Origin of the sequence: Plantibacter sp. CFBP 13570 (genome assembly GCF_014841395.1) — a bacterium.
GTDB classification, from domain to species: Bacteria; Actinomycetota; Actinomycetes; order Actinomycetales; family Microbacteriaceae; genus Plantibacter; species Plantibacter auratus.
In genome coordinates this window covers 100,185-125,912 of the sequence record NZ_JACYTW010000002.1, presented here as the reverse complement: position 1 = coordinate 125,912, position 25,728 = coordinate 100,185, and the positions used below count along the sequence as shown (strand labels likewise).

The 25,728-nt window shown below is 69.4% G+C and carries 26 protein-coding genes; 19 read left to right on the top strand and 7 right to left on the bottom strand.

Annotated elements, in window-relative coordinates:
- Positions 1-101 precede the first annotated feature (101 nt).
- Positions 102-902, bottom strand: coding sequence for an oxygenase MpaB family protein (locus IFT89_RS01625; protein ID WP_159877991.1), 801 nt, complete (start codon positions 900-902; stop codon positions 102-104).
- 160 nt (positions 903-1,062) lie between these two features.
- Here IFT89_RS01625 and sucC point away from each other — a divergent pair, with 160 nt between their 5' ends.
- From sucC to IFT89_RS01570, 12 genes are all read left to right on the top strand, one after another.
- Positions 1,063-2,226: an ADP-forming succinate--CoA ligase subunit beta gene (gene sucC, locus IFT89_RS01620; RefSeq protein ID WP_124768842.1), complete on the top strand. Its 1,164-nt coding sequence runs from the start codon at positions 1,063-1,065 to the stop codon at positions 2,224-2,226.
- Positions 2,227-2,240: 14 nt separating this feature from the next.
- Positions 2,241-3,131, top strand: a complete 891-nt coding sequence (gene sucD, locus IFT89_RS01615) for a succinate--CoA ligase subunit alpha (protein ID WP_064296653.1) — start codon at positions 2,241-2,243, stop codon at positions 3,129-3,131.
- A 125-nt stretch (positions 3,132-3,256) separates the two neighbouring features.
- On the top strand, positions 3,257-4,534 hold the full coding sequence (locus tag IFT89_RS01610; RefSeq protein WP_159877993.1) for a cell division protein PerM: 1,278 nt from the start codon (positions 3,257-3,259) through the stop codon (positions 4,532-4,534).
- 9 nt (positions 4,535-4,543) lie between these two features.
- Positions 4,544-5,170: a phosphoribosylglycinamide formyltransferase gene (gene purN / locus IFT89_RS01605; RefSeq protein ID WP_085510275.1), complete on the top strand. Its 627-nt coding sequence runs from the start codon at positions 4,544-4,546 to the stop codon at positions 5,168-5,170.
- Positions 5,167-6,774, top strand: coding sequence for a bifunctional phosphoribosylaminoimidazolecarboxamide formyltransferase/IMP cyclohydrolase (gene purH / locus IFT89_RS01600; RefSeq protein WP_159877997.1), 1,608 nt, complete (start codon positions 5,167-5,169; stop codon positions 6,772-6,774). The genes purN and purH overlap by 4 nt, the downstream gene beginning before the upstream one ends.
- A 109-nt stretch (positions 6,775-6,883) precedes the next feature.
- The gene (gene ddaH / locus IFT89_RS01595; RefSeq protein ID WP_202938027.1) at positions 6,884-8,095 is read left to right on the top strand and encodes a dimethylargininase; all 1,212 of its coding nucleotides are present in this window, start codon (positions 6,884-6,886) and stop codon (positions 8,093-8,095) included.
- An 88-nt stretch (positions 8,096-8,183) separates the two neighbouring features.
- On the top strand, positions 8,184-8,498 hold the full coding sequence (locus IFT89_RS01590; RefSeq protein WP_159880207.1) for a hypothetical protein: 315 nt from the start codon (positions 8,184-8,186) through the stop codon (positions 8,496-8,498).
- 180 nt (positions 8,499-8,678) lie between these two features.
- The gene (locus IFT89_RS20475) at positions 8,679-8,804 is read left to right on the top strand and encodes a hypothetical protein (RefSeq protein ID WP_256377204.1); all 126 of its coding nucleotides are present in this window, start codon (positions 8,679-8,681) and stop codon (positions 8,802-8,804) included.
- A 159-nt stretch (positions 8,805-8,963) separates the two neighbouring features.
- A complete protein-coding gene (locus tag IFT89_RS01585; protein WP_202938026.1) occupies positions 8,964-10,796 on the top strand; it encodes an ABC transporter ATP-binding protein in 1,833 nt (610 codons plus the stop codon).
- Positions 10,793-12,613 (top strand): ABC transporter ATP-binding protein, encoded by a 1,821-nt coding sequence (locus tag IFT89_RS01580; RefSeq protein ID WP_202938025.1) that lies wholly within the window; start codon positions 10,793-10,795, stop codon positions 12,611-12,613. Before IFT89_RS01585 ends, IFT89_RS01580 begins: the two co-directional genes overlap by 4 nt.
- A gap of 94 nt (positions 12,614-12,707) precedes the next feature.
- Positions 12,708-13,385 (top strand): LuxR C-terminal-related transcriptional regulator, encoded by a 678-nt coding sequence (locus IFT89_RS01575; protein WP_123539688.1) that lies wholly within the window; start codon positions 12,708-12,710, stop codon positions 13,383-13,385.
- Entirely contained in the window at positions 13,378-15,156 is a 1,779-nt protein-coding gene (locus IFT89_RS01570; RefSeq protein ID WP_202938024.1) for a sensor histidine kinase, read from the top strand. Before IFT89_RS01575 ends, IFT89_RS01570 begins: the two co-directional genes overlap by 8 nt.
- Before the next feature lie 16 nt (positions 15,157-15,172).
- Here the strand turns inward: IFT89_RS01570 and IFT89_RS01565 are convergent, their stop codons facing one another.
- Positions 15,173-15,493, bottom strand: coding sequence for an MGMT family protein (locus tag IFT89_RS01565; protein ID WP_064296644.1), 321 nt, complete (start codon positions 15,491-15,493; stop codon positions 15,173-15,175).
- A gap of 4 nt (positions 15,494-15,497) precedes the next feature.
- Positions 15,498-15,950, bottom strand: coding sequence for a GNAT family N-acetyltransferase (locus tag IFT89_RS01560; RefSeq protein ID WP_079705295.1), 453 nt, complete (start codon positions 15,948-15,950; stop codon positions 15,498-15,500).
- Positions 15,951-16,231: 281 nt separating this feature from the next.
- Here IFT89_RS01560 and IFT89_RS01555 point away from each other — a divergent pair, with 281 nt between their 5' ends.
- The 4 genes from IFT89_RS01555 to IFT89_RS01540 all read left to right on the top strand — a co-directional run bounded on the left by IFT89_RS01555 (position 16,232) and on the right by IFT89_RS01540 (position 20,797).
- The gene (locus IFT89_RS01555) at positions 16,232-17,446 is read left to right on the top strand and encodes an NADP-dependent isocitrate dehydrogenase (protein WP_079705296.1); all 1,215 of its coding nucleotides are present in this window, start codon (positions 16,232-16,234) and stop codon (positions 17,444-17,446) included.
- 149 nt (positions 17,447-17,595) lie between these two features.
- A complete protein-coding gene (locus tag IFT89_RS01550) occupies positions 17,596-18,933 on the top strand; it encodes an ABC transporter substrate-binding protein (RefSeq protein WP_202938022.1) in 1,338 nt (445 codons plus the stop codon).
- A complete protein-coding gene (locus IFT89_RS01545) occupies positions 18,930-19,883 on the top strand; it encodes a carbohydrate ABC transporter permease (RefSeq protein ID WP_371742722.1) in 954 nt (317 codons plus the stop codon). The genes IFT89_RS01550 and IFT89_RS01545 overlap by 4 nt, the downstream gene beginning before the upstream one ends.
- 89 nt (positions 19,884-19,972) lie before the next feature.
- Positions 19,973-20,797: a carbohydrate ABC transporter permease gene (locus tag IFT89_RS01540; RefSeq protein ID WP_244650533.1), complete on the top strand. Its 825-nt coding sequence runs from the start codon at positions 19,973-19,975 to the stop codon at positions 20,795-20,797.
- A 68-nt stretch (positions 20,798-20,865) separates the two neighbouring features.
- Here IFT89_RS01540 and IFT89_RS01535 read toward each other — a convergent pair whose 3' ends face one another.
- A complete protein-coding gene (locus IFT89_RS01535; protein WP_191940654.1) occupies positions 20,866-21,279 on the bottom strand; it encodes a hypothetical protein in 414 nt (137 codons plus the stop codon).
- A 259-nt stretch (positions 21,280-21,538) separates the two neighbouring features.
- Here IFT89_RS01535 and IFT89_RS01530 point away from each other — a divergent pair, with 259 nt between their 5' ends.
- The gene (locus IFT89_RS01530) at positions 21,539-22,450 is read left to right on the top strand and encodes an ROK family protein (RefSeq protein ID WP_202938020.1); all 912 of its coding nucleotides are present in this window, start codon (positions 21,539-21,541) and stop codon (positions 22,448-22,450) included.
- Entirely contained in the window at positions 22,443-23,222 is a 780-nt protein-coding gene (locus IFT89_RS01525) for a glucosamine-6-phosphate deaminase (protein ID WP_202938019.1), read from the top strand. The genes IFT89_RS01530 and IFT89_RS01525 overlap by 8 nt, the downstream gene beginning before the upstream one ends.
- Positions 23,223-23,226: 4 nt before the next feature.
- Here the strand turns inward: IFT89_RS01525 and IFT89_RS01520 are convergent, their stop codons facing one another.
- Together IFT89_RS01520 and IFT89_RS01515 are read right to left on the bottom strand one after the other, a co-directional pair.
- A complete protein-coding gene (locus IFT89_RS01520; protein ID WP_202938018.1) occupies positions 23,227-23,550 on the bottom strand; it encodes an AzlD domain-containing protein in 324 nt (107 codons plus the stop codon).
- The gene (locus tag IFT89_RS01515) at positions 23,547-24,236 is read right to left on the bottom strand and encodes an AzlC family ABC transporter permease (protein ID WP_202938017.1); all 690 of its coding nucleotides are present in this window, start codon (positions 24,234-24,236) and stop codon (positions 23,547-23,549) included. The genes IFT89_RS01520 and IFT89_RS01515 overlap by 4 nt, the downstream gene beginning before the upstream one ends.
- Before the next feature lie 66 nt (positions 24,237-24,302).
- Between IFT89_RS01515 and IFT89_RS01510 the strand changes: the two genes are divergently transcribed.
- Entirely contained in the window at positions 24,303-24,875 is a 573-nt protein-coding gene (locus IFT89_RS01510; RefSeq protein ID WP_071259444.1) for a helix-turn-helix domain-containing protein, read from the top strand.
- A gap of 26 nt (positions 24,876-24,901) precedes the next feature.
- On the opposite strand, the gene IFT89_RS01505 is transcribed toward IFT89_RS01510, so the two are convergent.
- Positions 24,902-25,684, bottom strand: a complete 783-nt coding sequence (locus IFT89_RS01505) for a hypothetical protein (protein ID WP_202938016.1) — start codon at positions 25,682-25,684, stop codon at positions 24,902-24,904.
- Positions 25,685-25,728 lie beyond the last annotated feature (44 nt).

The window sequence follows — 25,728 nt, the reverse complement described above, 5'->3', positions numbered from 1 at the left end:
CCCATCGTGCGAACCACGGCACCTCGGTCAGCCGGGCGGGAATCCGAATGTGGACGGGACGGCTCCGCCAATGGGCTGTGGAGGGCGGTGCTGGAACGTCGTCAGCCGAGGTGGCGGGCCGCCTCCGTGCGATCCCGCTCTCGCATCACCCGGAGGTACCAGGCGGAGGGTGCCGCACGGAGTCGCTGCGGAAGACGCGGCCAGACGGCCCGCGCGACGGCGACCCGCCGCGCGAAGCGACGCTGCTGCCGCGGCGTCCAGCGGAACCCGTAGGCGCTCCGCAAGCCGTCGGGCAGCAGTCCCGCCGTCACGAGCCGGACGAGCGGGAGCAGGCACCGGACGGGGAGCGGTGCCGCGCGAGCGGTCAGGAGCTCGATCGAGACGCGGCGCGCCTCCGCGGTGACGTGGAGTCCCGCGACCCGGGCTGCGAAGTACTCGTCGAACGCGGCCCGGGTCGGAGGCCAGCGGTCGGGCGGGAGCTGCAGGCTCGTCCCCACGATCGCGTACTCACGGTGCAGGCGCTCCCGCGACTCCTCGTCGAGCGGACCGAGCACGAGCTCGTAGACCTGGACGGCGGTGTCGTACAGCGTCGCCGCGACCCAGAGTTGCGCGTCGTGGTCGAACGCCGAGTACCCGGGAGCGGCCTCGCCCGGCCGGGCACGGACCGGCGCGTGGGCGTGGTTCACCCGCCGTGCCACGCTGCGCTGCTCCTCCGGCGTGCCGAGGGCGAGCGCGTAGACGAAGGTGAGGGTGGCGTGCAGCCGGTCGAGCGGGCGGGAACCGAAGTCGCTGTGCCGCGCCACCCCGGCGGCGACCGAGGGGTCCGCGATCTGCAGCAGGATGGCCCGTCCGGCGCCGGCGACGAGGATGCCCTCGCGAGCGAGGTCCGCCATGCCGGTCATGGACCCGACCTTAGTCGTTCACTGTGAACGTCCGGTTGCGGCGCAGCGCTGGGGGTAGAGTCGTCACTGGCCCTTTTTCTCTCGCCGCCGAGATAACGCGCGGCCGAAAATCGCCACGACAATCACAGCAGAACGCGCGAAGCGCGGATGGGAATGACACGTGGATCTTTACGAGTATCAGGCACGAGACCTGTTCGAGCAGTACGAGGTGCCGGTCCTCGCCGGCATCATCGCCGACACCCCGGACGAGGTGCGTGCCGCGGCCGAGCGTCTCGGCGGCGTGGTCGTCGTCAAGGCCCAGGTGAAGGTCGGAGGCCGCGGCAAGGCCGGTGGCGTCAAGGTCGCCAAGACCCCCGACGAGGCCTACGAGGCGGCGAAGGCCATCCTCGGACTCGACATCAAGGGTCACGTCGTCAAGCGCGTGATGGTCGCGGCCGGCGCACGCATCGCCCAGGAGTTCTACTTCTCGGTGCTGCTCGACCGCGCCAACCGGTCCTACCTGTCGCTCACGAGCGTCGAGGGCGGCATGGAGATCGAGCAGCTCGCGGTCGAGAAGCCCGAGGCGCTCGCGCGCATCGAGGTGAACCCGCTCACCGGTGTCGACAAGGCGGCCGCGGTCGAGATCGCGAAGGCTGCGAACTTCCCCGAGGAGCTCGTCGACCAGGTCTCCGACGTCTTCGTGAAGCTCTACGACGTCTACAAGGGTGAGGACGCGACGCTCGTCGAGGTCAACCCGCTCGTCCTCACGGAAGAGGGGCGCATCGTCGCCCTCGACGGCAAGGTCTCGCTCGACGAGAACGCCGCCTTCCGTCACCCGAACCACGCCGAACTCGAAGACACCGCAGCCGAGGACCCCCTGGAGCTCAAGGCCAAGGAGAACGACCTCAACTACGTCAAGCTCGACGGCGAGGTCGGCATCATCGGCAACGGCGCTGGACTCGTCATGTCCACGCTCGACGTCGTCGCCTACGCGGGCGAGCAGCACGGCGGCGTGAAGCCGGCCAACTTCCTCGACATCGGCGGCGGCGCCTCGGCCGAGGTCATGGCAGCAGGCCTCGACGTCATCCTCGGCGACGCCCAGGTGAAGAGCGTGTTCGTCAACGTCTTCGGTGGCATCACCGCCTGCGACGCGGTCGCGAACGGCATCGTGAAGGCGCTCGAGATCCTCGGTGACGCAGCGACGAAGCCGCTCGTGGTCCGCCTCGACGGCAACAAGGTCGCGGAGGGCCGCGAGATCCTCGCCGCCGCCGCGCACCCGCTCATCACGCTCGCCGCAACCATGGACGAAGGCGCCGACAAGGCCGCCGAGCTGGCTTCGAAGTAAGGGATCGCACAAGCATGTCAATCTTCCTCAACAAGGACTCCAAGGTCATCGTCCAGGGCATCACCGGCGGTGAGGGCACCAAGCACACGGCGCTCATGCTGAAGGCCGGCACCCAGGTGGTCGGTGGCGTGAACGCCCGCAAGGCCGGCACGACCGTGACCCACGACGGCGGCGTCGAGCTGCCCGTGTTCGGCACGGTCGCCGAGGCCATCAAGGAGACCGGCGCAGACGTGTCGATCGCCTTCGTGCCCCCGGCATTCACCAAGGACGCGGTCATCGAGGCCATCGACGCCGAGATCCCGCTGCTCGTCATCATCACCGAAGGTGTGCCGGTCGGCGACTCCGCCGAGTTCTGGGCCTACGCCCAGTCGAAGGGCTCGAAGACCCGCATCATCGGCCCGAACTGCCCCGGCATCATCACGCCGGGGGAGTCGCTCGTGGGCATCACGCCCGCGAACATCGCCGGCAAGGGACCGATCGGCCTCGTGTCGAAGTCGGGCACCCTCACGTACCAGATGATGTACGAGCTGCGCGAGATCGGCTTCTCGACGGCGATCGGCATCGGCGGCGACCCGATCATCGGCACGACGCACATCGACGCGCTCGCCGCGTTCGAGGCCGACCCCGAGACCAAGGCCATCGTCATGATCGGCGAGATCGGTGGCGACGCCGAGGAGCGCGCGGCCGACTTCATCAAGGCGAACGTCACGAAGCCGGTCGTCGGCTACGTCGCGGGCTTCACCGCGCCCGAGGGCAAGACGATGGGCCACGCCGGCGCGATCGTCTCGGGCTCCGCAGGTACCGCGCAGGCGAAGAAGGAGGCCCTCGAGGCCGCCGGCGTCAAGGTCGGCAAGACGCCGAGCGAGACCGCCGACCTCATGCGCGAGATCATCGCCTCGCTGTAACACCCGCAGCTCGACTGCGACCACGACGCGACGCCCGGATCGGGCGTCGCGTCGTGGCGTTTCGGCCCACGCACGCCGTGTGCCTGACCGTCCGCACGCGCGGCTCCAGGTAGGGTCGAAGGCGCATGAACCGTCTGACCGTCGCCCTCCTCGCCGCCCTCGATGCCACCCTCGCCGTGGCCATCGGCATCGGTGTCGCACTCGTCCCACTCCTCGCCCTGTGGGCCCTGCACTTCCAGTTGGACGTCGACCCCGCCGCGCTCTGGCGGGGGGCCGTCGACATCTGGGCGCTCGGCAACGGCTCGAGCATGCGCATCTCCCTCGACACGGCCCTCGTCACGCAGCTCGGCCTGCCTGCCGGGATGGAACCGTTCCTCGTCTCCCTGGCGCCCCTCGCCTTCACGATCGGCACGGTCCTGTTCGGCCTGCGCACCGGGGCCCGCGCGGCACGCAGCACTTGGTGGCAGGGTGCCGTCGTGCTGTCGGTGCTCGTGTTCGCCCTGCTCTCGTTCCTCGTGACCCTCACCGCCCTCCACCCGGCGGTGCGTCCCTCGATCGTCCAGGGGACCCTCGCGCCGACCGTGCGCTTCGCAGGCGGGGTCGTGGTCGCCGCGCTGTGGGTCCGGTTCCGAGAGCAGGACGCGGTCGATCCGATCCTCGACGGACTCCGCGCGATGCGGGACCGGATGCCGGACGGGACCTGGTCGATGGTCGTCGCGGCGCTGCGTGGTGGAGCACTCGCCGCCACCGGACTCGTGGCGGTCTCCGCGGTCCTGACCGCCATCCTCATCGCCGTCGGCTACGGCGCCATCATCTCCCTGCATGAGAGCGCGCAGTTCGGCGTCCTGGGCGGTGCCATCGTCACCGGCGCCGAACTCCTGTACCTGCCGAACCTCGTGATCTGGGCCATGAGCTGGATCACCGGCGCGGGCTTCGCCATCGGGAGCGGCACGGCGATCTCGCCGATCGGCACGCTCGTCGGGCCCATGCCGGCCGTGCCGGTCCTCGGCGCCATCCCGACGGGGGAGAGCCCACTCGGTTTCGCGGTCCTCGTGGTCCCGGTCGTCATCGGATTCGCCGCTGCCGTGGTGCTGCGCCGTCGTCTGCTCGTCGACCTCGACGGGCGTGGCGGGCTCGCACGGCTGGCGGTCGTCGGTCTCGGCGTCGGGGTCACAGCGGGCATCATCGTCGGTGTCCTCGCCGCCCTCTCGGCGGGCGCGGCAGGCCCAGGCCGCCTCATCGAGGTCGGCCCGAACGGTTGGGCGACGGGCCTGTGGACCACGCTGACGGTCGGGATCGCGGCCGTGGTCGGCATGGCGGCCGGTCCGACGCATCTCGCCGAGGAGGACCGCCTCCCGGAGCTGCACGCCCAGCCGAGCGGCCGGGGTGCCCGCGACCGATAGGATGCTCTGGTGCTGTCACTCGTCGTGCTGATCTCCGGTGGCGGATCCAATCTCCGCGCCCTCCTCGAAGCCTCACGCGACGCGGATTTCCCCGCTCGCGTCATCGCCGTCGGTGCCGATCGGGAGGCTGACGGCCTCGCCCACGCTGAGGAGTTCGGCATCCCGTCGTTCACCGTCCCCTACTCGTCCTTCGACTCGCGGGCGGAATGGGGCGCGGCCCTCCTCGAACAGATCCGGGTCTGGAACCCGGACGTCCTCGTCCTCAGCGGCCTCATGCGCCTCCTGCCGCCCGTCGTCGTCGACGCCCTCTCGCCGCGCATCATCAACACGCACCCCGCGTACCTCCCCGAGTTCCCGGGTGCGCACGGCGTCCGGGACGCCCTGGCGGCAGGCGCCTCGCAGACCGGGGCATCGATCATCGTCGTCGACAACGGCGTCGACGCTGGACCGATCATCTCGCAGGAGCGCGTCCCCGTCCTGCCCGAAGACACGGAGCACAGCCTCCACGAGCGGATCAAGCCGGTGGAGCGTCGACTCCTCGTCCAGGCCGTCCGCGACCTCGCCACCGGAACCATCGACCTCGAGGCGCTCTCCACGGCGTCCCGCCCGCCAGCAGAAGGAGCACCCCAGTCATGAGCGGTCCCAGCCACGACCACAGCCTCTACCGCGAACGCGACCTCGTCCCCGTCCGCCGGGCGCTGATCTCGGTCAGCGACAAGACCGGGCTGCTCGAGCTCGCCGGCGCACTCGCCGCAGCGGGCGTCGAGATCGTCTCCACCGGGTCCACCGCGGCGACCATCCGCGGTGCGGGCCACACGGTGACCGATGTGTCCGAGGTCACCGGATTCCCCGAGTCGCTCGACGGTCGGGTCAAGACCCTGCACCCCTCGGTGCACGCCGGACTCCTCGCCGACCTGCGGCTCGAATCCCACGAGGCCCAGCTCGCCGAGCTCGGCATCGAGCCGTTCCAGCTCGTCGTCGTGAACCTGTACCCCTTCGTCGAGACGGTCGCGAGCGGCGCAGCCGGTGACGACGTCGTCGAGCAGATCGACATCGGTGGACCGGCGATGGTGCGCGCCTCGGCGAAGAACCACGCCAACGTCGCGATCGTGGTCTCTCCCGAGCGCTACGGGCTGATCACCGAGGCCGTCGCCGCCGGCGGCACCACGCTCGCTCAGCGTCGCTCGCTCGCCGCGCAGGCCTTCGACCACACCGCCTCCTACGACGCGGCTGTGTCCGCGTGGTTCGCGAGCACGGAGACGACCGCAGCCGAGGCCTTCCCCAGCACGCTGACCGTCACCGGTCGTCGCGAGGCGGTGCTGCGCTACGGCGAGAACTCGCACCAGGCCGCGGCGCTGTACGTCCGTCCGGGCGGTGCCGGGATCGCCCAGGCGACGCAGTTGCACGGCAAGGAGATGTCGTACAACAACTACGTCGACGCCGACGCGGCAGTCCGCGCGGCCTACGACTTCGCCAACCCCGCCGTCGCGATCATCAAGCACGCGAACCCGTGCGGTATCGCCTTCGCGAACCCGAAGGCACCCGACCCGATCGCCTCGGCCCACCGTCGGGCGCACGAGTGCGACCCGGTCTCCGCCTTCGGCGGCGTCATCGCGGCCAACCGCGTCGTGACCCTCGGCATGGCCGAGACGGTCAAGGAGATCTTCACCGAGGTGCTCGTCGCCCCGGGCTTCGAGGACGCCGCGTTGGAGGTGCTCAAGACGAAGAAGAACCTGCGGCTCCTGCAGCTGCCGGAGGACTTCGTGCGCGAGGACCGCGAGGTCCGGCAGATCTCGGGTGGCCTGCTCTACCAGGACGCGGACCGCTTCGCCGACGACCCCCAGGACACCGCCAAGGGCTGGACGCTTGTCACTGGCGAACCCGCCGACGACGACACCCTGCTCGACCTCATCTTCGCGTGGAAGGCGTGCCGCTCGGTGAAGTCCAACGGCATCCTGCTCGCCAAGGGGAGCGCGAGCGTGGGCGTCGGCATGGGGCAGGTCAACCGCGTCGACTCCTGCCACCTCGCCGTGAGCCGAGCCGGTGACCGTGCCGCGGGTTCCGTCGCGGCCTCGGACGCCTTCTTCCCGTTCGCCGACGGCCTGCAGGTCCTGCTCGACGCCGGTGTGCGCGCGGTCGTGCAGCCCGGTGGTTCCGTCCGCGACGAAGAGGTCATCGCTGCGGCCGAAGCCGCCGGCGTGACCATGTACTTCACGGGGGAGCGTCACTTCTTCCACTAGGCCGTGCCGCCCGCCCCTGTGGGGGTTCTGGGCAGGCTCCTGGTGATCTCCCAGCGGCGTCGGGCCCTCGTGGCCCGACGCCGCTGTGTCGTTGAGCTACGGTTGTCGAATGACTGCCACCTGGAGCCGCAAGCTCATCGCATCCGCCGCCGCCGCCGTCGCGACCATCGTCGTGGGCTTCCTGGGGGTCATGTTCGTCACGTTCGTCGGCTACCAGTTCGCCGGGACGATCTTCGCCCAGGCGAGTCCGTACTTCTTCGAGAGCACGATCATCACCTTCGTGCTGCTGCTGATCGTGGGCGTCGTCGGCCTCTACCGGTACCGACTCCTCGCCCTGCTGGGCGGCGCCGCCCTCGCCGTCATCGGAGCGCTCCTCGGGCTCATCGTCCAGGTGGCGACGACGGGGCAGCCCATCGACAGCACCGTGCTCGGCAGCATCGTCGCGACGCTCATCAGCCTCAACCTCGTCTTCGTGGTCGTCGTCGCGCTCTCCGCGGCCTTCATCGGATACCCCGTGTACTGGATGGTCGTCCGCACGCAGGACGCCGTGCTCGACGACGGACGCCGCATCGCACTCGTGCGGATGCCCGCCTCCAACCTTGCTGAAGGCCTCGTGACGCACCTGGAGCGCACGCCGATCGACACCGAACTCGCCGACAAGCAGTGGGACGCGTACGTCGCAGCGTTCGACGCCGCCGGCTGGGACACCACCGAGGTCTCCTGGGCCGACCAGCTCGCCGACTCCGTCTTCATCGAGGACGCCGTCATCGTGATCGGCGACGTCGCCGTGGTGACCCGACCGGGCGCCGAGAGCCGTCGCCCCGAGGTCGTTGCAGCCGAGACCACCGCCCGTGAGCTCGGCCTCCGGATCCACCGCATCGAGGGCGAAGGCACCCTCGAGGGCGGCGACGTCCTCCGGGTCGGCACGACCGTCTACGTCGGTCGCAGCGGCCGCACCAACGCCGAAGGCGTCCGGCAGCTCCGAGCCATCCTCGCGCCGCTCGGGTTCAACGTCGTGGCGGTCCCCGTCACGACCGCCCTCCACCTGAAGTCGACCGTCACCGCGCTCCCCGACGGGACCGTGCTCGTCCACCCCGACCTCGTCGAGGACCCGTCCTTCTTCGGTCGCCACCTCGTCGTGCCCGAGCGCGAGGGCGTCGCAGTGGTCGGACTCGCGGAGGACACCGTGCTCATCTCCGCCGCCGCTCCCAAGACGGCTGCGCTGCTCGAGGACCGCGGCTACACCGTGGTCCAGGTGGACATCAGCGAGTTCGAGAAGCTCGAGGGCTGCGTGACCTGCCTGTCCGTGCGGGTCAGCTGAGTCGATCGTGGAGCAGCAGGCTGGAGCGCGCGGGGGTCGGGATCTGAGCCGGAGGACCGTCGCGCAGCGACTGGACATCCCGCTCGAGATGGCCAGGCACCACGGGATCCCGCCGTTCTGGTCGACGGACCAGTTGGCGGCGTTCCTGGCCGACCCGCCGGCCTGGTACGTGCAGTCACGCGCGAACCGGACCGGGAAACGGCCGGTCTGGGTGGAGTTGCGGTGCACGATCTGCGGCACCAGTGAGACGCTCCGCCCGAAGAAGTGGTGGCCGGAGTTCTCGATGGTGAGCTGCTCCTGGCACGGCGCCGACGAGCTGCCTCCGGTGCCTGAGGGCGCCCGTCGGCGCGAGGTCGACGGCATCGGAGCCTTCGTCGGCATCGTCGACGAACCGACCTCCTGACGACGAGCGCACCCGGTCCGGTGCGTGCAACCGCATGGATCCCTTGCAGCCCGACGGCCGATTCCCATAGTCTGGTCTGCTGCGCCGAACCTCGTTCACCGTGATCGGTCGCCGTCCGCGTTCGAGTGCGACCTGTGCACCCGGCCCGCGGCTCTCGCCCCACAGGATGAGGAGGATGCCATGACGCTCTCGAACCACACCGCGCTCGCGCCGACGGTCGATCGTGCACGCTCCGCCTCGAGCCGCCGCCCGGTGGCCGTCCCGGCGCCAGCCGGACGCGACGCCGCAGCGGACGCCGACGCTTAGCACGAGCGCCAGGCAGTCCACCTCACCATCCGTCCGGCCTCGTCCGGGCCCGTCACCGGATGCTGCGACCTCGCACAGCGACCTCGCCGTCCGGCCGTTCCACGACCATCATTCCGTCGGTGATCGACGTCACCGACACTCTCGCAAGGAATCCTCGCAATGACTCCGCTCGGCGATGAACGCCGTCCTGTCCAACCGCGTCAGAGCACCTTCCGTGCCCTGATGCGGATCTACCCGTTCGCGAAGACGGCCATGCCGCGGATCGTGCTCGGCATGGTCGCCGCGCTCGTCGCCGGCCTGGTGGCGCTCGCGATCCCGCTCGTGCTGCAGGCCCTCGTCGACGGCCCGCTCTCGACCGGCGACTCCTCGCAGATCTGGCCGGCGGTGCTCGTGGTCCTCGCGCTCGGTGTCCTCGAGGCGGTCATGATCGCGCTGCGCCGCTGGTTCGTCCTGACTCCTGGGACGCACGTCGAGGCGCGGATGCGCAATGCGCTGTTCGCCAAGCTGCAGGACCTCCCCGTGACCTTCCACGACCGCTGGCAGAGCGGGCAGCTGCTCTCGCGCGCCGTCAGCGACCTCGGACTCATCCGCCGGTGGATCTCGTTCGGCTTCGTGCTCCTGATCGTCAACGGTGTCACGATCGTCATCGGTGCGGTCATCCTGTTCACCTGGAACTGGCTGCTCGGACTCATCTTCATCGCGCTCGCCATCCCCGTGTGGGTGTTCGGGTTCACCTTCGAGGGGCGGTACTCGGTGATCGCCCGGCGCAGCCAGGACCAGGCCGGTGACCTGGCGACCGCCGTCGAGGAGTCCGTCCACGGCATCCGGGTGCTCAAGGCGTTCGGTCGAGGCAAGCACGCCCTGCGGAGCTTCGCGTCGCGCGCCGAGGACCTGCGGGGCACCGAGATCGAGAAGGCGAAGGCCATCGCGGGGATCTGGTTCTGGCTGGTCCTGTTGCCCGACGTCGCCTTCGCGCTCTGCCTGTTGGCGGGGGTCTGGCTCGCGTCGATCGGCGAACTCACCGTCGGTCAGCTGTTCGCCTTCTTCGCGACGGCCACGATCCTGCGGTTCCCGATCGAGTCGATCGGCTTCCTGCTCGCGATGACCTTCGACACCCGTACGGCGACCGACCGGTATTTCGAGGTCATCGACTCGGTCAACACGATCACCGACCCCGAACACCCCGAGCGCATCCGTGAACCGCGTGGTGAGCTCGTGTTCGAGGACGTGCACTTCCGCTACCAGGACGCACCCGACCGCTACGCGGACGTGGTGAACGGCGTCGACCTCCGGCTCGAGCCGGGGGAGACCATGGCACTCGTCGGTCTGACGGGCTCCGGGAAGTCGACGATCACGGCACTGACCACCCGCCTGTACGACGTCACGGGCGGGCGGATCCTGCTCGACGGGGTCGACATCCGCGCGCTCACCCGGGAGGACCTGCGCCGGCACATCGCGATGGCGTTCGAGGATGCGACCCTCTTCTCCGCGAGCGTCAAGGAGAACGTCCTCCTCGGGCGGGACGACATCGACCTCGACTCCGCGGAGGCCGATCGGATCCTGCGCGAGGCGCTCGACATCGCCCAGGCCCGGTTCGTCGACGAACTGCCGAACGGTGTGGAGACGTTGGTCGGTGAGGAGGGGCTCAGCCTGTCCGGTGGGCAGCGTCAGCGGCTCGCACTCGCCCGAGCGGTGGCTGCGCGGCCGGAGGTACTGGTCCTGGACGACCCGTTGTCGGCGCTCGACGTCGACACCGAGGCGCTCGTCGAGGCGGCACTCCGCCGAGTGCTCGCCTCGACCACGGCCCTCATCGTCGCCCACCGACCGAGCACCGTCACCCTCGCCGACCGCGTCGCCCTCCTCGAGGACGGTCGCATCACCGCGGTGGGTCGCCATACCGAGCTGCTGCAGCACAACGCCCATTACCGCTACGTGATCTCGAGTCTGGAAGACGACGAACGAGAGTCCAACCGCCAGGAGGTGAACCTGTGACCCCGCCGACGACCGTCCACGGAGTGGAGGGTGAGGAGCGCGACGACCTCACCCGTGACGAGTCCGCGCACATCCGGCGCCGTTCGCTGCGCCTGCTCGGATCGCTGCTCGCGCCCCTGCGCCTGCGCGTGATCGCCGCTATGACCATCGTCGTGGTGTCGACCGCCGCCCAGGTCGCCGGGCCCGCGCTGATCGCCCTCGGCATCGACCGCGCCCTCCCGGCCGTCCTGGAACGCGCCGACTGGATGCCGGCCTTCCTCGTGGTCGGCGCGTACCTGCTGACCGGCGCCGCCGGTGCGACGCTGATCTCCTGGTACACCGTGCTCGCCGCTCGGATCAGCCAGGCGATCCTGATCGACCTGCGGAAGCGCGTGTTCCTGCAGACACAGCGGCTCAGCCTCGACTTCCATGAGAGCTACACCTCGGGTCGCATCATCTCCCGGCAGACGAGCGACCTCGACTCCATCCGCGAGCTGCTCGACTCCGGCATCAACCAGCTCGTGTCCGGCGTGCTGTACATGGGCTTCACGGCCGTGGCCCTCGTCCTCGTGGACTGGGTCAGCGGGCTGGTGCTGCTCGGGTCGCTCATCCCGCTGTTCGTGCTCACGCGCTGGTTCCAGCTCCGCTCGCAGCGGATGTTCCGCGAGTCGCGGGTCCGGTCGGCGAAGCTCATCGTGTTCTTCGTGGAGGCGATGACCGGCATCCGTGCCGTGAAGGCGTTCCGGAAGGAGCGGCGGAACGAGCGCGCGTTCGGCGAGCTCGTGGAGCAGTACCGCGACACCAATGCCCGGGTCATCCAGCTGTTCGGGGTGTTCGATCCCGGACTGGTGTTCATCGGCAACGTCTCCGTCGCCGTGGTGCTCCTCGTCGGCGGGTTCCGCGTCGCGGACGGACAGCTCGCGATCGGAGCGCTGCTCGCGGCGCTCCTCTACACGCGCCGGTTCTTCGACCCGATGGAGGAGATGGCGATGTTCTACAACTCCTACCAGTCGGCCGCGGCGGCACTCGAGAAGATCTCCGGCGTGCTCGAGGAGCGTCCCGGGGTGCCAGACCCGGTCGCGCCGGTCGACCTGTGGACGGCGCAGGGACGGATCACCTTCGACGACGTGACGTTCGCGTACGCCGCCGACCGGGTGGTGCTCCCGAAGTTCGACCTCGAGATCCCCGCAGGGCAGACCATCGCGCTCGTCGGCACGACCGGTGCGGGCAAATCGACGCTCGCGAAGCTCATCAGTCGGTTCTACGACCCGACCGACGGTGCGGTGCGCCTCGACGGCATCGACCTGCGCGACCTGCACCCGAAGGACCTCCGTCGGGCGATCGTCATGGTGACGCAGGAGGCGTACCTGTTCTCCGGCTCGGTCGCCGACAACATCGCGTTGGGCAAGCCCGACGCGACGATCGAGGAGATCACCACCGCAGCGAAGGCCGTCGGCGCGCACACCTTCATCGAGGCGCTGCCGAACGGCTACGACACCGACGTGAACAAGCGCGGTGGTCGGGTCTCGGCCGGCCAGCGGCAGCTCCTGTCGTTCGCACGGGCGTTCCTCGCGGATCCGGCCGTGCTGATCCTCGATGAAGCGACCGCTTCGCTCGACATCCCGAGCGAGCGACTCGTTCAGGAGGCGCTGCAGACCCTGCTCGCGGACCGTACCGCGATCATCATCGCGCACCGGTTGTCGACCGTCGCGATCGCCGACCGGGTGCTCGTGATGGAGCACGGCCGGGTGATCGAGGACGGCGCGCCCGCGGAGCTCATCGGCGGGACGGGTCGGTTCGCCGCGATGCACGCCGCCTGGCGGTCTTCGGTCGGCTGACCAGGACCGCGCAGGCGTGTCCACGGGGTCCTCCGGTGACGGAGTGACCCCGTGGGCACTACACCTCGTCTCGTCGACCTGCCACAATGAGCGGATGACCAGTCTGGAACCGCGTTCGCTGCGTGTCGCCGTCGCGGACGACGCGGTGCTCCTCCGTGAGGGTGTCGCGCAGATCCTCAAGGCGGGTGGTCACGACGTGGTCGGCTCGTTCGGCTCGGCGGTCGACCTGGTCGATCGCATCGACGCGGGGCTGCAGCTCGACGCCGTGGTGCTCGACATCCGGATGCCGCCCACCCACACCGACGAGGGCATCGTCGCCCTCGAGCAGTTGCGGGCGTCGGGCTTCGCCGCCGGGGTGCTCCTGCTGAGCACCTACGCCGTGCCGTCCTACGCGGTCCGCGCGCTCGGCTCCGGTGGTGGCACCGGTTACCTGCTGAAGGATCGCGTCGCCGACTCCGGGACGCTCGTCGACGCCGTGGAGCGCGTGGCGGCGGGTGAGTCCGTCGTGGATCCCGAGGTCGTCTCCCTCCTCGTCGCGGAGCGGACCCGGTCGGACGGTCTCGACCACCTCACGGAGCGGGAACGTGAAGTCCTCACCCTCATGGCCGAGGGGCGGTCGAACTCCGGCATCGCGAAGGCGCTGGTCGTCAGTCTGAAGACCGTCGAAGCACACATCAGTCGCATCCTGGCCAAGCTCGGACTCGAGGACTCTCCGGCGGACCACCGCCGCGTCCTCGCGGTCGTGCGATGGCTGGAACACACGGATGGCTGACGGTCGCCCACACGGACGGGCGACGTCGCTGCCGATCCCGGCGCCGGCCGGCCGCGGTCGACTGCCGTGGCCGCTGCGACTCGGCATCCTGCTCGCCGCCGCGCTCGTGTGCGTCCTGTCGGTCGTGTTCGGCGTCGTCCAGCCGGGCGTTCCCGACGGCAACGGTCTGCCCTGGTTGGTGGGCCACCTCGCGGCGCTGGTGGCGGCGGGGCTGATCTGGTGGCTGGCTCCGACGGCCACTCCGGGGTGGGTGATCGTCGGGTACGCACTGGCCGAGACGGCCTACATGTGGGCGTACGGCGTCGACGCGGGCTGGCTCTGGCCGCTCCTCATGTCGATCTCCGTGCTCCCGGGGGTCGCGCTGGTGTGGCTCGCGCTGGCCTTCCCCGCCGGGCGGCTGCGGCGCGGCTTCGATCAGCGGCTCGTCATCACCGCATCGGTCTACCTCGTCACCTATGCGATCGTGACGCTCCTGGTGACGCCGAACCACGTGCTCGACGCGAGCCACGAGCGGAGTCGGTACGCCGTCCTCGCCGCCGGAGACGTGGCCGACGTGCTCGGTCGGGTCCATGCGGGTGTCATGGGGGCCTTCGCGGTCGTCGTCGCGGGTGTCGTGCTGCTGCGATGGGCGCGGAGCAGCGGAGCGGCCAGACAGGTGGCCTTCATCATGCCGGTCGCGTTCGTGCTGTGGCTCGTCATCGGGGTGGCGTGGTCCCTCGTCCGCCTCGGGGGATGGCCGGAGCACCTCCGGCTTTTCGTCGAGGACCTCAACGCGTTCTCGGTGGTGCTCGTTCCCGCGGCGTACGCGACGGGTCTCATCCGGATGCGGACGATCCGCGCCAGGGCCGTCGACCTGGTGCAGACCGGACAGCTGAGCGAGACCGGCCACGACCGCTGGGACGGTGCGGTGAAGACCGTCCTCGGCGACCGCACCGCCCGGCTCGTCTGGCCGGGATCGCAGCGGACCACCGACCGGGACCCACGCGGTCGGGCGATGTCGAGCGTCGGCGATGCGGACGCGCCGCTCGTGTACATCGAGCACGACGCGGCACTGCTCGACAACCCGCAGTTGCTCCGGTCGGTGTCGGCGTCGCTGCGCATCATGATCGACAACGAACGACTCACCGCTGAACTCCGCCACTCGTTGCGGGAGGTGAGCCGATCGCGGTTGCGCATCGTGCAGGCGGCCGACGAAGCGCGACGGCGGGCGGAGCGAGACTTGCACGACGGCTCGCAGCAGCAGCTGTTCTCCGTCGCCCTGCGACTCCGGATGGCGAGCGACGCGGCACGCGCCGACGGCCAACTCGCCCTGGCCGACGGCCTCGAGACCACCATCGATCAGCTCGCGAGCGCCATCAAGGAGCTCCGCGAGCTCGCCCGAGGACTGCATCCGGCGCTCCTGGCCGAGGGGGGACTGGTGCCGGCGATCGCCGAACTCGGGCGCCGGTGCACCGTCGTCACCAGGGTCACCGTCGAGCTGCGCGAGCGGCCCGGGCAACTCATCGAGGCGACCGTCTACTACGTCGTCTCGGAGTGCCTGGCCAACGTCACGAAGTACTCCGGGGCGTCCAGCTGCGAGGTGGTCGTCTCCGACGACCCCGACGGCGGGCTCCGGGTCGTCGTTGCGGACGACGGGGTCGGCGGTGCCGATCCTGCGCGGGGGAGTGGGTTGCGCGGCCTCGCGGACCGGGTCGACGCCGTGGGCGGGACGATGCGCGTCGAGAGCCCGGTCGGTGCCGGGACGGTCGTCTCGATCCACCTTCCCGGCTGATCGGACGCGAATCCGGTCAGTACAGCAGCGCCTCGCGGCCCAGGCGGTATCGCCCGCCGCTCATCGGGACGATCGGTGTGCCTTCGGCCTCGTAGTGCTCGAGCGCGCGATCCTCGTGCCCCGTCGGAGGGAGACCGCCCGACCGGACGACTCGCCACCAGGGCACGGCATGCCCGTACTGCGCCATCACGCGACCGACGCCACGAGCCGACTTCGACCCGATGATCGACGCGACCTGGCCGTAGCTCAAGGCGCAACCCTCGGGGATGTCGGCGACGACGGCCAGTACGGCCTCGGCGAACGCCTCAGCCGAGTCCGTCGGTGACGACCCGCTCACGGCCTCAGAGACTGATGCTGCCGATGGTCTCGCCATACTGGGTCTCGCCGACGGGGGTGAACCCGACGCGGAGGAAGAACGCCTCGGGACCGAGATCACCGGGCTCGTAGATGACGTTGACGTGGTCGAAGTCACGCTGCTTGGCCTCCTCGATGAGCGAGGCCACCGCGAACCGGCCGACGCCCCGGCCCTGGTCGTCGGCGTCGACGTTGATGCGCCACAGGGCGGAGCGGAACTCCTCCTGCGTCGACTCGTGGTCGAAGTTGGCGGAGATGAAGCCGACGACCTCGTCGCCGTCGAGGATGACGCGCTGCCAGGAGGTGGCGGGGTTCACGACCGCGGCGGCGACCGCGTAGGACACCGGGGCGATGAACTGCTCCTGCCCGGGTTTCATGGTGAGCGCGTTGACCGCCACGATCGTCGATGCGGACAGTTCTTCCAGACGCAGCTCAGCCATGTCCTTAGGCTAACCGGTCGAGCCGACCGCGGATAGTCCGGCCCCCGGGCGACACGCGGTGACCGCCGACTTCCACGGCCGACCCACAGCTGGGGTCGGGGACGGAACCAGGCCATCCGCAACTGTCTCGATGTCAAGAGACCTGGCGGGTCTTGTAAGCTAGGGCGTGGCCGTGCCGTCCACCTTTCGGATGCGGTCTCCTCCATGCCATGCGGAGCACTCCACCGCGTGCGCACCTCCGTAGGCCGCTCGGCTCAGGGCGGCATCAGAAAGGACAACCAGTGTCGAAGATCAAGGTCGAAGGCACCGTCGTCGAACTCGACGGCGATGAGATGACTCGCATCATCTGGCAGTTCATCAAGGACTCGCTCATCCACCCCTACCTCGATGTGAACCTCGAGTACTACGACCTCGGCATCGAGAAGCGTGACGAGACGGACGACCAGATCACGATCGACGCCGCACACGCCATCCAGAAGCACGGCGTCGGCGTCAAGTGCGCGACCATCACCCCCGACGAGGCCCGTGTCGAGGAGTTCGGTCTCAAGAAGATGTGGCGGAGCCCGAACGGCACCATCCGCAACATCCTCGGCGGCGTCATCTTCCGCGAGCCCATCATCATCTCGAACATCCCGCGTCTCGTGCCCGGATGGAACAAGCCGATCATCATCGGCCGCCACGCCTTCGGCGACCAGTACCGCGCGACCGACTTCCTGTTCAAGGGCGAGGGCAAGCTCACGGTCGAGTTCACGCCCGACGACGGCTCGGAGCCGCAGAAGTTCGAGGTCTTCCAGTCGCCCGGCGACGGCATCGCACAGGTGCAGTACAACCTCGACGCCTCGATCCGCGACTTCGCGCGTGCCAGCCTCAACTACGGCCTGAACCGCAACTACCCGGTGTACCTCTCCACGAAGAACACCATTCTCAAGGCCTACGACGGCCGGTTCAAGGACATCTTCCAGGAGATCTTCGACGCGGAGTTCAAGGAGCAGTTCGAGGCTGCCGGCATCACCTACGAGCACCGACTCATCGACGACATGGTCGCCTCGGCCATGAAGTGGGAGGGCGGTTACGTCTGGGCCTGCAAGAACTACGACGGCGACGTGCAGTCCGACACCGTGGCGCAGGGCTTCGGCTCGCTCGGTCTCATGACGAGCGTGCTGGCCACGCCCGACGGCAAGATCGTCGAGGCTGAGGCCGCACACGGCACCGTCACGCGCCACTACCGCCAGCACCAGCAGGGCAAGCCCACGTCGACGAACCCGATCGCCTCGATCTTCGCGTGGACCCGTGGCCTGCAGCACCGAGGTGTGCTCGACGGCAACCAGGAGCTCATCGAGTTCGCGGCGACCCTCGAGGACGTCGTCATCAAGACGGTCGAGTCCGGTGCCATGACGAAGGACCTCGCGCTCCTCGTCGGCCCCGACCAGGCCTACCAGACGACCGAAGAGTTCCTCGAGACCATCTCGGCGAACCTCAAGGCGCGCCTGGCCTGATGACGTCGGCCTGACCGACACCAGCACCACACGGACGGGGTCCGGGAGCACACGCTCCCGGGCCCCGTCCGTCGTTCGGGTCTCGACGCCGGTGCGAACGGTCGTGTTAGCGTCGATGGACCACCTCGACGACGAAGTGAGGACCATCGATGTCACCGATGACGAGAAGACAGTTGCTCGCCTGGGCTGCAGCGGGTGGTGCGACCGCACTCCTGGCGGGCTGTTCCACCCCGGGGACGGTGTCGCCGAACACCGGTCCGACGATCGCCCCGGCCGCCGCCGGCGAACGGATCACGCTCACGTACTGGGCCTGGTTGAAAGACCTCCAGAAGGTCGCCGACGTCTGGAACGCCGACCACCCGAACGTGCAGGTCGAGGCCGTGTGGATCCCCGGAGGCAACGACGGCGGGTATCAGAAGCTCTACTCGGCGCTCGCCGCGGGCGGTGGTCCGGACCTCGCGCAGGTCGAGATGCGGACGCTTCCCGAGTTCCTGCTCGTGAACGGGTTGGTCGATCTCCGGCGCTACGGCGCGGACGAGGTCGCGTCGCGGTACAACGAGACCCTTTGGAATCAGGTCTCCTACGTCGACGGGGTCTACGGGATCCCGCAGGACTCCGGTCCGATGGCGCTCTACTACCGTCCGGACCTGCTCGACCGGGTGGGCGCGAAGCCACCGACCACCTGGGACGAGTGGTTCCAGGTGGCGGGGGCGGTGCGCGAGGCCGACATGTACCTGGATTGCTTCGCCCTCGACGACGCGTCGTGGTTCGCGGCGATGGCGACCCAGGCCGGCGCGTCCTGGTTCCGCGTCGACGGCGACCGGTGGATCGTCGACATGACGGACGACGCGACCCTGGAGACGGCCAGGTTCTTCGACCGGGCCATCGACGAGGGTGTCATGACCACCTCCTACAGCCAGTTCTCTCCGGCCTGGTTCGCCGCTGCGGCGAAGGACTCGATCGCATCACTCGCCGGGGCCAGCTGGGGAGACGCCCTCCTCCAGGGCGTCTCAGGGGCCGAGGGCAAGTGGCGGGTCGCGCCGTTGCCGCGGTGGGGGAGCGAGGGGTACGGCTCGACCTTCCAGGGCGGGTCCACGGCTGCCGTCCTGGCGAACAGCGCCCACCCGAGGGAGGCGCTCGAGTTCGCCGTGTGGATGACCACGAGCGACGCCGGCATCGACGCCATGATCGAGCACTCCGGCATCGGGTGGTCGCCGAACGACGCCTACATCGGTGCCCGCCGACAGCAACCGAGCGAGTTCTTCGGTGGCCAGAACTACAACGAGGAGGTCTTCGTGCCGGCGGCCAAGGAACAGAACAACGAGTGGCAGTGGTGGCCACTCACCCAGCAGACCTTCAACATCCTCGCCGACGGGTTCCGGGCCAAGGCCTCGGGCGGCACCCTCGTGGACGCCGTGGTCCAGGGACAGCGCGACGTCATCACCGCCTTCCGCAATAAGGGCCTCCGGATCGAGGCGGCGTCGTGAGCGCCGTCACGGAACGCCCGGCTCGTGGCGTGGCGGACGACCCGTCGCGGTCGGGAGCGCAACGCCGACGCCGGACCTCGGTCGCGGCTCCGTGGGTGCTCCTCGGACCGTTCCTGGCGCTCTTCGTCCTCACCTTCATCCTGCCGATCATCGTCGCGATCGGCAGCAGCTTCCTCCGCGTCTCACGGAAGGGCGTCTTCGGCGAGGAGGGCGTCACGACCGAGTTCGCGTGGTTCTCCAACTACGCCCAGGCCCTGGAGAACGGCAACTTCATCGCCTCGATCGGCCGGATGCTCCTCTTCGGCGTCGTGCAGGTCACGGTCATGATCGCCCTGTGCACCCTGCTGGCGCTCCTCCTCGAGTCCGCCTCCGCGAAGTGGCCCGGGTTCTTCCGCGCCGTGTACTTCTTGCCCTACGGCATCCCCGGCGTGATCGCGACGATCCTCTGGTCGTTCCTCTACGTCCCGGGACTCAGCCCGATCATCGACCTCGCCGGGGCGATGGGGATCGAACTCGACTTCCTCGGCGCAGGCACCGTGCTCTGGTCCATCGCCAACATCGTGACGTGGACCTACACCGGCTACAACATGATGATCATCGTCGCCCAGTTGAAGGCCATCCCCGGCGAGGTGTACGAAGCCGCGAAGGTCGACGGCGCCGGGCCGTTCCGCGTCGCGATGAGCATCCAGCTCCCGCTCATCCGGCCGGCGCTCATCCTCACGACCGTGTTCTCCATCATCGGCACGCTCCAGCTCTTCGCCGAGCCCCAGGTGCTGCAGACCGTGTCGCCCGCGATCGACAACGAGTACACGCCGAACCTCAGCGCCTACACGACCGCGTTCGCCTACAACGACTACAACGTCGCCGCAGCGCAGGCGGTGCTCATCGCCGTGGTCGCGTTCGCGCTGTCGTTCATCTTCCTGCGTCTGACGTCGAGGAGGGCATCATGAGCGAGACCCGGAGCATCACGACCGCGACCTCGTCGAAGCGAGCCCGGCGGCTGAGCGATCAGCAGGGACGCCCAGGTGGATCCAGGGCGATGCGGGTGCTCGTGACGGGCGTCCTCGTCGTCGTCGCGGTCTACTTCCTGGTGCCGGTGTACTGGGTGGTGATCGCTGCGACCAAGAGCACCGAGGATCTGTTCGGCAGCAACGGCTTCCTCCTCGGCTCCGAGTTCTCATTGTGGTCGAACCTCCACGAGGTGCTCACCTACGACGGCGGCATCTTCGTCCGCTGGTTCGGCAACTCGGTGCTGTACGCGGGCGTGGGAGCCCTCATCGCGACGTACCTCGCCGCCGCAGGGGGGTACGCGCTCGCGAAGTACCGGTTCCGCGGGCGCAACCTCGTCTTCGGCGCCATCCTCGGCGGGGTCCTCGTGCCGGGGACGGCCACCGCGCTCCCGCTGTTCCTGCTCTTCAGCCAGATGGGGCTCGCGAACACGTACTGGTCGGTGCTCCTGCCGTCGCTCGTCTCGCCGTTCGGGTTGTTCCTCTGCCGGATCTACGCCGACGCGACGATCGACGACTCGCTCATCGAGGCGGCACGGATCGACGGCGCGAGCGAGCTGCGGATCTTCCACACCGTGGGGCTGAAAATCCTCACGCCCGCGCTCGTGACCGTCTTCCTCTTCCAGCTGGTCGGCATCTGGAACAACTACTTCCTGCCGCTCGTCATGCTGTCCGACAGCACGCTGTACCCGATCACCTTGGGCCTCAACAACTGGCGGAGCCAGGTCGATCGCCTGCCCGAGTTCTACGAGCTGACGACCGGCGGCGCGCTGTTGTCGATCATCCCGTTGGCGATCGCGATGATCGTGCTGCAACGCTTCTGGCGTGGCGGGCTCACCGAGGGATCCGTGAAGTAGCCGTCGGCCCGGAGACGGCGACGGGCCCCGGATCAGTCGATCCGGGGCCCGTCGTCAGTCGTGTCGAGCTAGAGGCTGCAGGTGTTGCCGAGCGTCGTGAACTCGTCCTGGAGCTTCGTGAGTGAATCGGTGAGCCCGGTCTGGTCGACGTTCTGCGGGTCGTCGACAGCCGTCTTCGCGACATCGATGAAGTCGTTGAGCGCCTTCACCGAGTCGTTCGCCGCGGTCTTGACCTCCTCGTTCGTGACCTTGTCGGCCGCCGCCTTGAACGTTCCGGAGAAGTCGTCGAGCTGGGTGACGGCCGCCTCAGGGTCGGAGGACAGCGAGCTCAGGCCCGACTGCAGCTGCGAAGCCGACTCCGTCACCTCGGACTGGATGAGCTTGCACGCATCCTCTTTGCTCTGGGCGCCGCCGGCACAGCCGGTGAGGAGCAGGCCCGAGACGGCGATCGCGCCGAGGAATGCTGCTGCGTTCTTCTTCATGGTGGTGTGATTCCCCCGTGTTCGGTGCCCGTGGCGGGCCCGCCCGCGCGCTGCGGGTCGGCCTCCAGGCTACCCGGTGGAGCCCGCCACCCGCAGGCGTGCGCGGCCCGATCATCGTGTGCGGTCGTCGTCGGCATGGACGCGAGCCCCGTTTATTTGTAAGCTTGGCGAACAAACCGGTGGTGCGAGCGGGTCGCACCACGGATCGAAGGAACCACAGCATGCAGACGCGCCACGACGCCCTCCGGAGACGAACCGCGTGAGGGTGGGACTCGACATCGGCGGCACGAAGACCGATGCCGTCGTCGTGACGGATGATGGCGCTCTCCTGCACCGGCTCAGGCTGGTCACCGGACGCGGGCCCGACGCGGTCGTCGAGACCGCCGTCGAGGCCGTCAGCCGGCTCGCCGACGCCGTCGCGCGCCCGATCGACGCCTTCACCTCGGTCGGGGTCGGCATCCCCGGTCTCATCGTCCCCGGCACCGGCCGCGTGACCCACGCTGTCAACCTCGACGTGGAGGAACTCGAGCTCGGCGCGATCCTCGCCCAGCGACTCAGGGTCCCCGTCGCCGTGGAGAACGATGTGAAGGCGGCCGCCCTCGGCGCCTGGCAGCTGCTCGACGGTTCCGGCACGATGGCCTACCTCAACCTCGGCACGGGCGTCGCCGCCGGCATCGTCACGGACGGTCGGCTCTGGCAGGGCTCGAGCGGGGTCGCCGGCGAGGTCGGGCATCTGTCGGTCGATCCGCTCGGCGACCGCTGCGGGTGCGGACAGCGCGGGTGCGTCGAGACCATGGCCGCCGGTGGTGCGGTCTCCGCCGCCTGGGGAGCCGACGTGGCGCTGCCGGTGCTCGACCTCTTCGACCACGCCGACGCCGGGGACCCGCGGGCCATCGCCCTCCGCGCACGCCTCGGTCGCGGTGCGGCCGCGGCCGTCCGCATACTGACCCTCACCGTCGACGCCGACGACATCGTCCTCGGAGGAGGACTCACCGCTCTCGGCGAGCGACTGCTCGTCGTCATCCGCGAGGCTCTGGCCGAATCCGCCGCCGGGTCTCGATTCGTCGCATCATTGCAATTGGAACAGCGTGTGCGCCTCGTGCCGACGGGATCCCCCGTCGCGGCGATCGGCGCAGCGCTCGTGGGAAGAGGAGAACCGTCGCATGGCTGAAGTCGTGATCGTGGGGGACAGCGGTGCCGCAGGCGCCCTCGTCGCGGAGGCGATCGTCTCCCTGATCGAGGACCGTCCAGACGCCGTCCTCGGGCTGGCGACGGGTTCGACACCGCTCCCCGTCTACGAGGCGCTCGCGACCCGGTCCCGCGGCGTCGACCTCTCGCAGGTGCGCGGGTTCGCCCTGGACGAGTACGTCGGCCTGCCGGCCGGGCATCCCGAGTCGTACCGTTCCGTCATCACGCGTCAGGTCGTCGAGCCGCTCGGCCTCGCGCCCGAGCGCATCCAGGTGCCGAACGGTGCGGCCGAGACCATCCAGCACGCCGGCGCCGACTACGAAGCGGCGATCCAGGCCGCCGGCGGCGTCGACCTGCAGATCCTCGGCATCGGGACCGACGGCCACATCGGGTTCAACGAGCCGGGCTCGTCGTTCGCCTCGCTCACCCGCGTGAAGACCCTGACGGAGCAGACCCGCCGGGACAACGCACGGTTCTTCGACTCGATCGACGACGTACCCATGCACTGCATCACCCAGGGGCTCGGCACCATTCTCCGTGCGAGGCACCTCGTCCTCCTCGCCTTCGGTGCGGGCAAGGCCGCTGCGATCGCCGCCGCGCTCGAGGGGCCGCTCTCAGCGAACCTCCCCGGTTCGGCGGTGCAGCTGCACCCGCGCGCCACGGTGGTCCTCGACGAAGCGGCGGCGTCCGAGTTGCAGCACGCCGACTACTACCGCTACGCGTACGCCAACAAGCCCGCCTGGCAGGGCATCTGACGGCTCAGGCGACGCCTGCCAGGCGGAGGAGCGCCGTGGTGAGGGCTGCCACGAGGACGATGACGACGAATGGCGCGTTCCTCCAGGCGAGGACGCCGGCCACCAGGACGCCCGAGAGTCGCGCGAATCCCGCGAACTGCTGGTCCTGGGTCAGGGCCGTGGTCGTGAGCACCGCCATGAGCAGGACGATGGCGGCGTCCGCGAGCAGCGTCTCGACCCGTTCTGAGACCTCGGTGCGGGTCCGCAGGAGTGGCCCGGCCAGGCGGAACGTGTAGGTGCCCACCGCGAGGATCAGGATCCCGACCAGCACGAGCATCGACTGGTTCATGCGGTGACCTTCGGCTTCGGCTGCTTCCGGCCGAAGCCGAACAGGAGACCGACGAGCGACAACAGGACGGGGATCCCCGCCGGGAGGAACGGCGTCGCGGCGACGGCGACGACAGCGCCGACGAGCGCGGCTCGGCGCGTCCGGCGCTCGCGGAGGGCGGGGAAGATGAGGGCGAGCAGGACGGCGGGGAACATCACGTCGAGTCCGAAGGCGTCCGTGTCCTCGATCACGGTGCCGGCGAAGGCTCCGAGTGCGGCGCCCGCCGGCCAGCAGAGGAGGATGCCGAGGCCACACGCCCAGAACGCGGCGCGCTTCCGCTCCAGGGTGTCCTGGTCGAGCGCGAAGACGACGGACTCGTCGTTGAGGAGGTGCGTCCCGAGCACGCGACGCCAGCCCGTACCGACGACCTCGTGGATCGCGAGGCCGAACGGCAGGTGACGGGCGTTCACGAGCAGCCCTGCCAGGGCGGCGGTGAGCGGACTCCCGCCGGCCGCGACGATCCCGACGAACAGGATCTCCGATGCGCCGGCGAGGACGAGCAGGGCGAGCGACAGCACGACCCAGGGCTGGATGCCCGAGTGCACGGCGACGGCTCCGTAGGAGATGCCGACCAGCCCGTCGGCGATACAGACCAGCGCGATGGCCCGCGTGGTCGGCCGGCCGAGGTGACTCCATATCGAACGCACGTACACTATATTGAACGCCGATCAAGCGTTCGTCAAATCGAACGCGTAACACTTTGGAGCGAACGCATGACGCAGGTCGAACCATCCGACGATGGAGCACCGCACGCCGCGGTCGCGGCGGCGCTGACCCGCGAGCGGCAGCGCACCGGCCTGTCACTCGCGGAGGTGGCCCGTCGAGCCGGGATTGCGAAGTCGACCCTCTCGCAGCTGGAGGCGGGTCTCGGGAACCCGAGTCTCGAGACCCTCTGGGCACTCAGCGTCACCCTCGACGTCCCGTTCGCCCGCCTGGTCGAGCCGGTGCGACGGCCGGTCCAGGTCATCCGTGCCGGTGAGGGACCGACCCTCGCCGCGTCCGGGGCGGACTATGTCGCGACGGTGCTGTCGGCCTGCCCGCCGAACGCCCGACGGGACATCTACCGGATCGTCGTCGAACCGGGGGAGCCGAGGCGCTCGGAGCCGCACATGCCGGGCGTCGTCGAGCATTGGATCCTCAGCACCGGTCGCGCGTCCATCGGGCCCGTCGGCGAGGAGGTCGAACTCGGCCCGGGGGACTACCTCGCCCACGCCGGAGACGTGCCGCACGTCTTCGAGGCGCTCGAGCCGGGCACGACCGCCGTGGTGGTCACTGAGCACGTCTGAAGCGGGACGGCGAGCCGGGCTGACCGTCACCGCTGACACGCTGGGGCCGACGGGTCGCCCTTCGCTCCTCCGGTTGGATCGTTCAAGGTGAAGTCGGGCTTGATGACCTGGACGCGCCAGCTGCCGTCGTTCTGGATGACCTTGGTGAAGTTGTACCTGCGATTGACCACGACGCGGCACCATCGGACCTCCCAGGTGCCGTCGGCCTCGACCGTCGTGCGGCCGAGGAAGGAGCCCCAGTCCCCCTGTACCTCGATCCGCGCCCCGGGTGTGCCGGTGCCGGACATGAGGGGAGGGTTCTCGGTCGTCGTGACGCCGTCGGTCATGCCGCCGCCCAGCGTGAACGGCATGCCGAGCGTGTCGACGACCGTGAAATCGTACTGATCGGTGGAGATGGTCCTCCCGTCGTTATGGGTGACGTGGCCACCTGAGTACTGTCCGGGCATGACCACTTTGTTCCAGGTGATGGACCAGGTGGAATCGGGCTCCACCGTCGTCCGTCCGAGCTGGGAGCCCCAGGCGCCATCGATCGCGACGGCGGCACCCGGCGTTCCGGTCCCGGTGAACACCGGGGGATTGGAGGTGGTCGTCCCACCCTGCGTGAGCTCGCCGTCGACGGAGAACTCCGGGGAGGGCTCGGGCTCGGCGGCGGGGGTGTCGACCGGGGTGGGTTCGTCCCCTGGCGCCGCGGCGCTGGAGGGGGTGCCGAGGGCGGCTGTCGACGGACCGGAGACGAGGACGATGCACCCGACCAGCAGGGCGGCGGCGCGGAGCGTGGAGCGCGGGACGCGAAGGCGTGAGGGGGCCATGGGACTCTTCCTGTCGATGAGATCCCAGCCTACTGAAATATGAG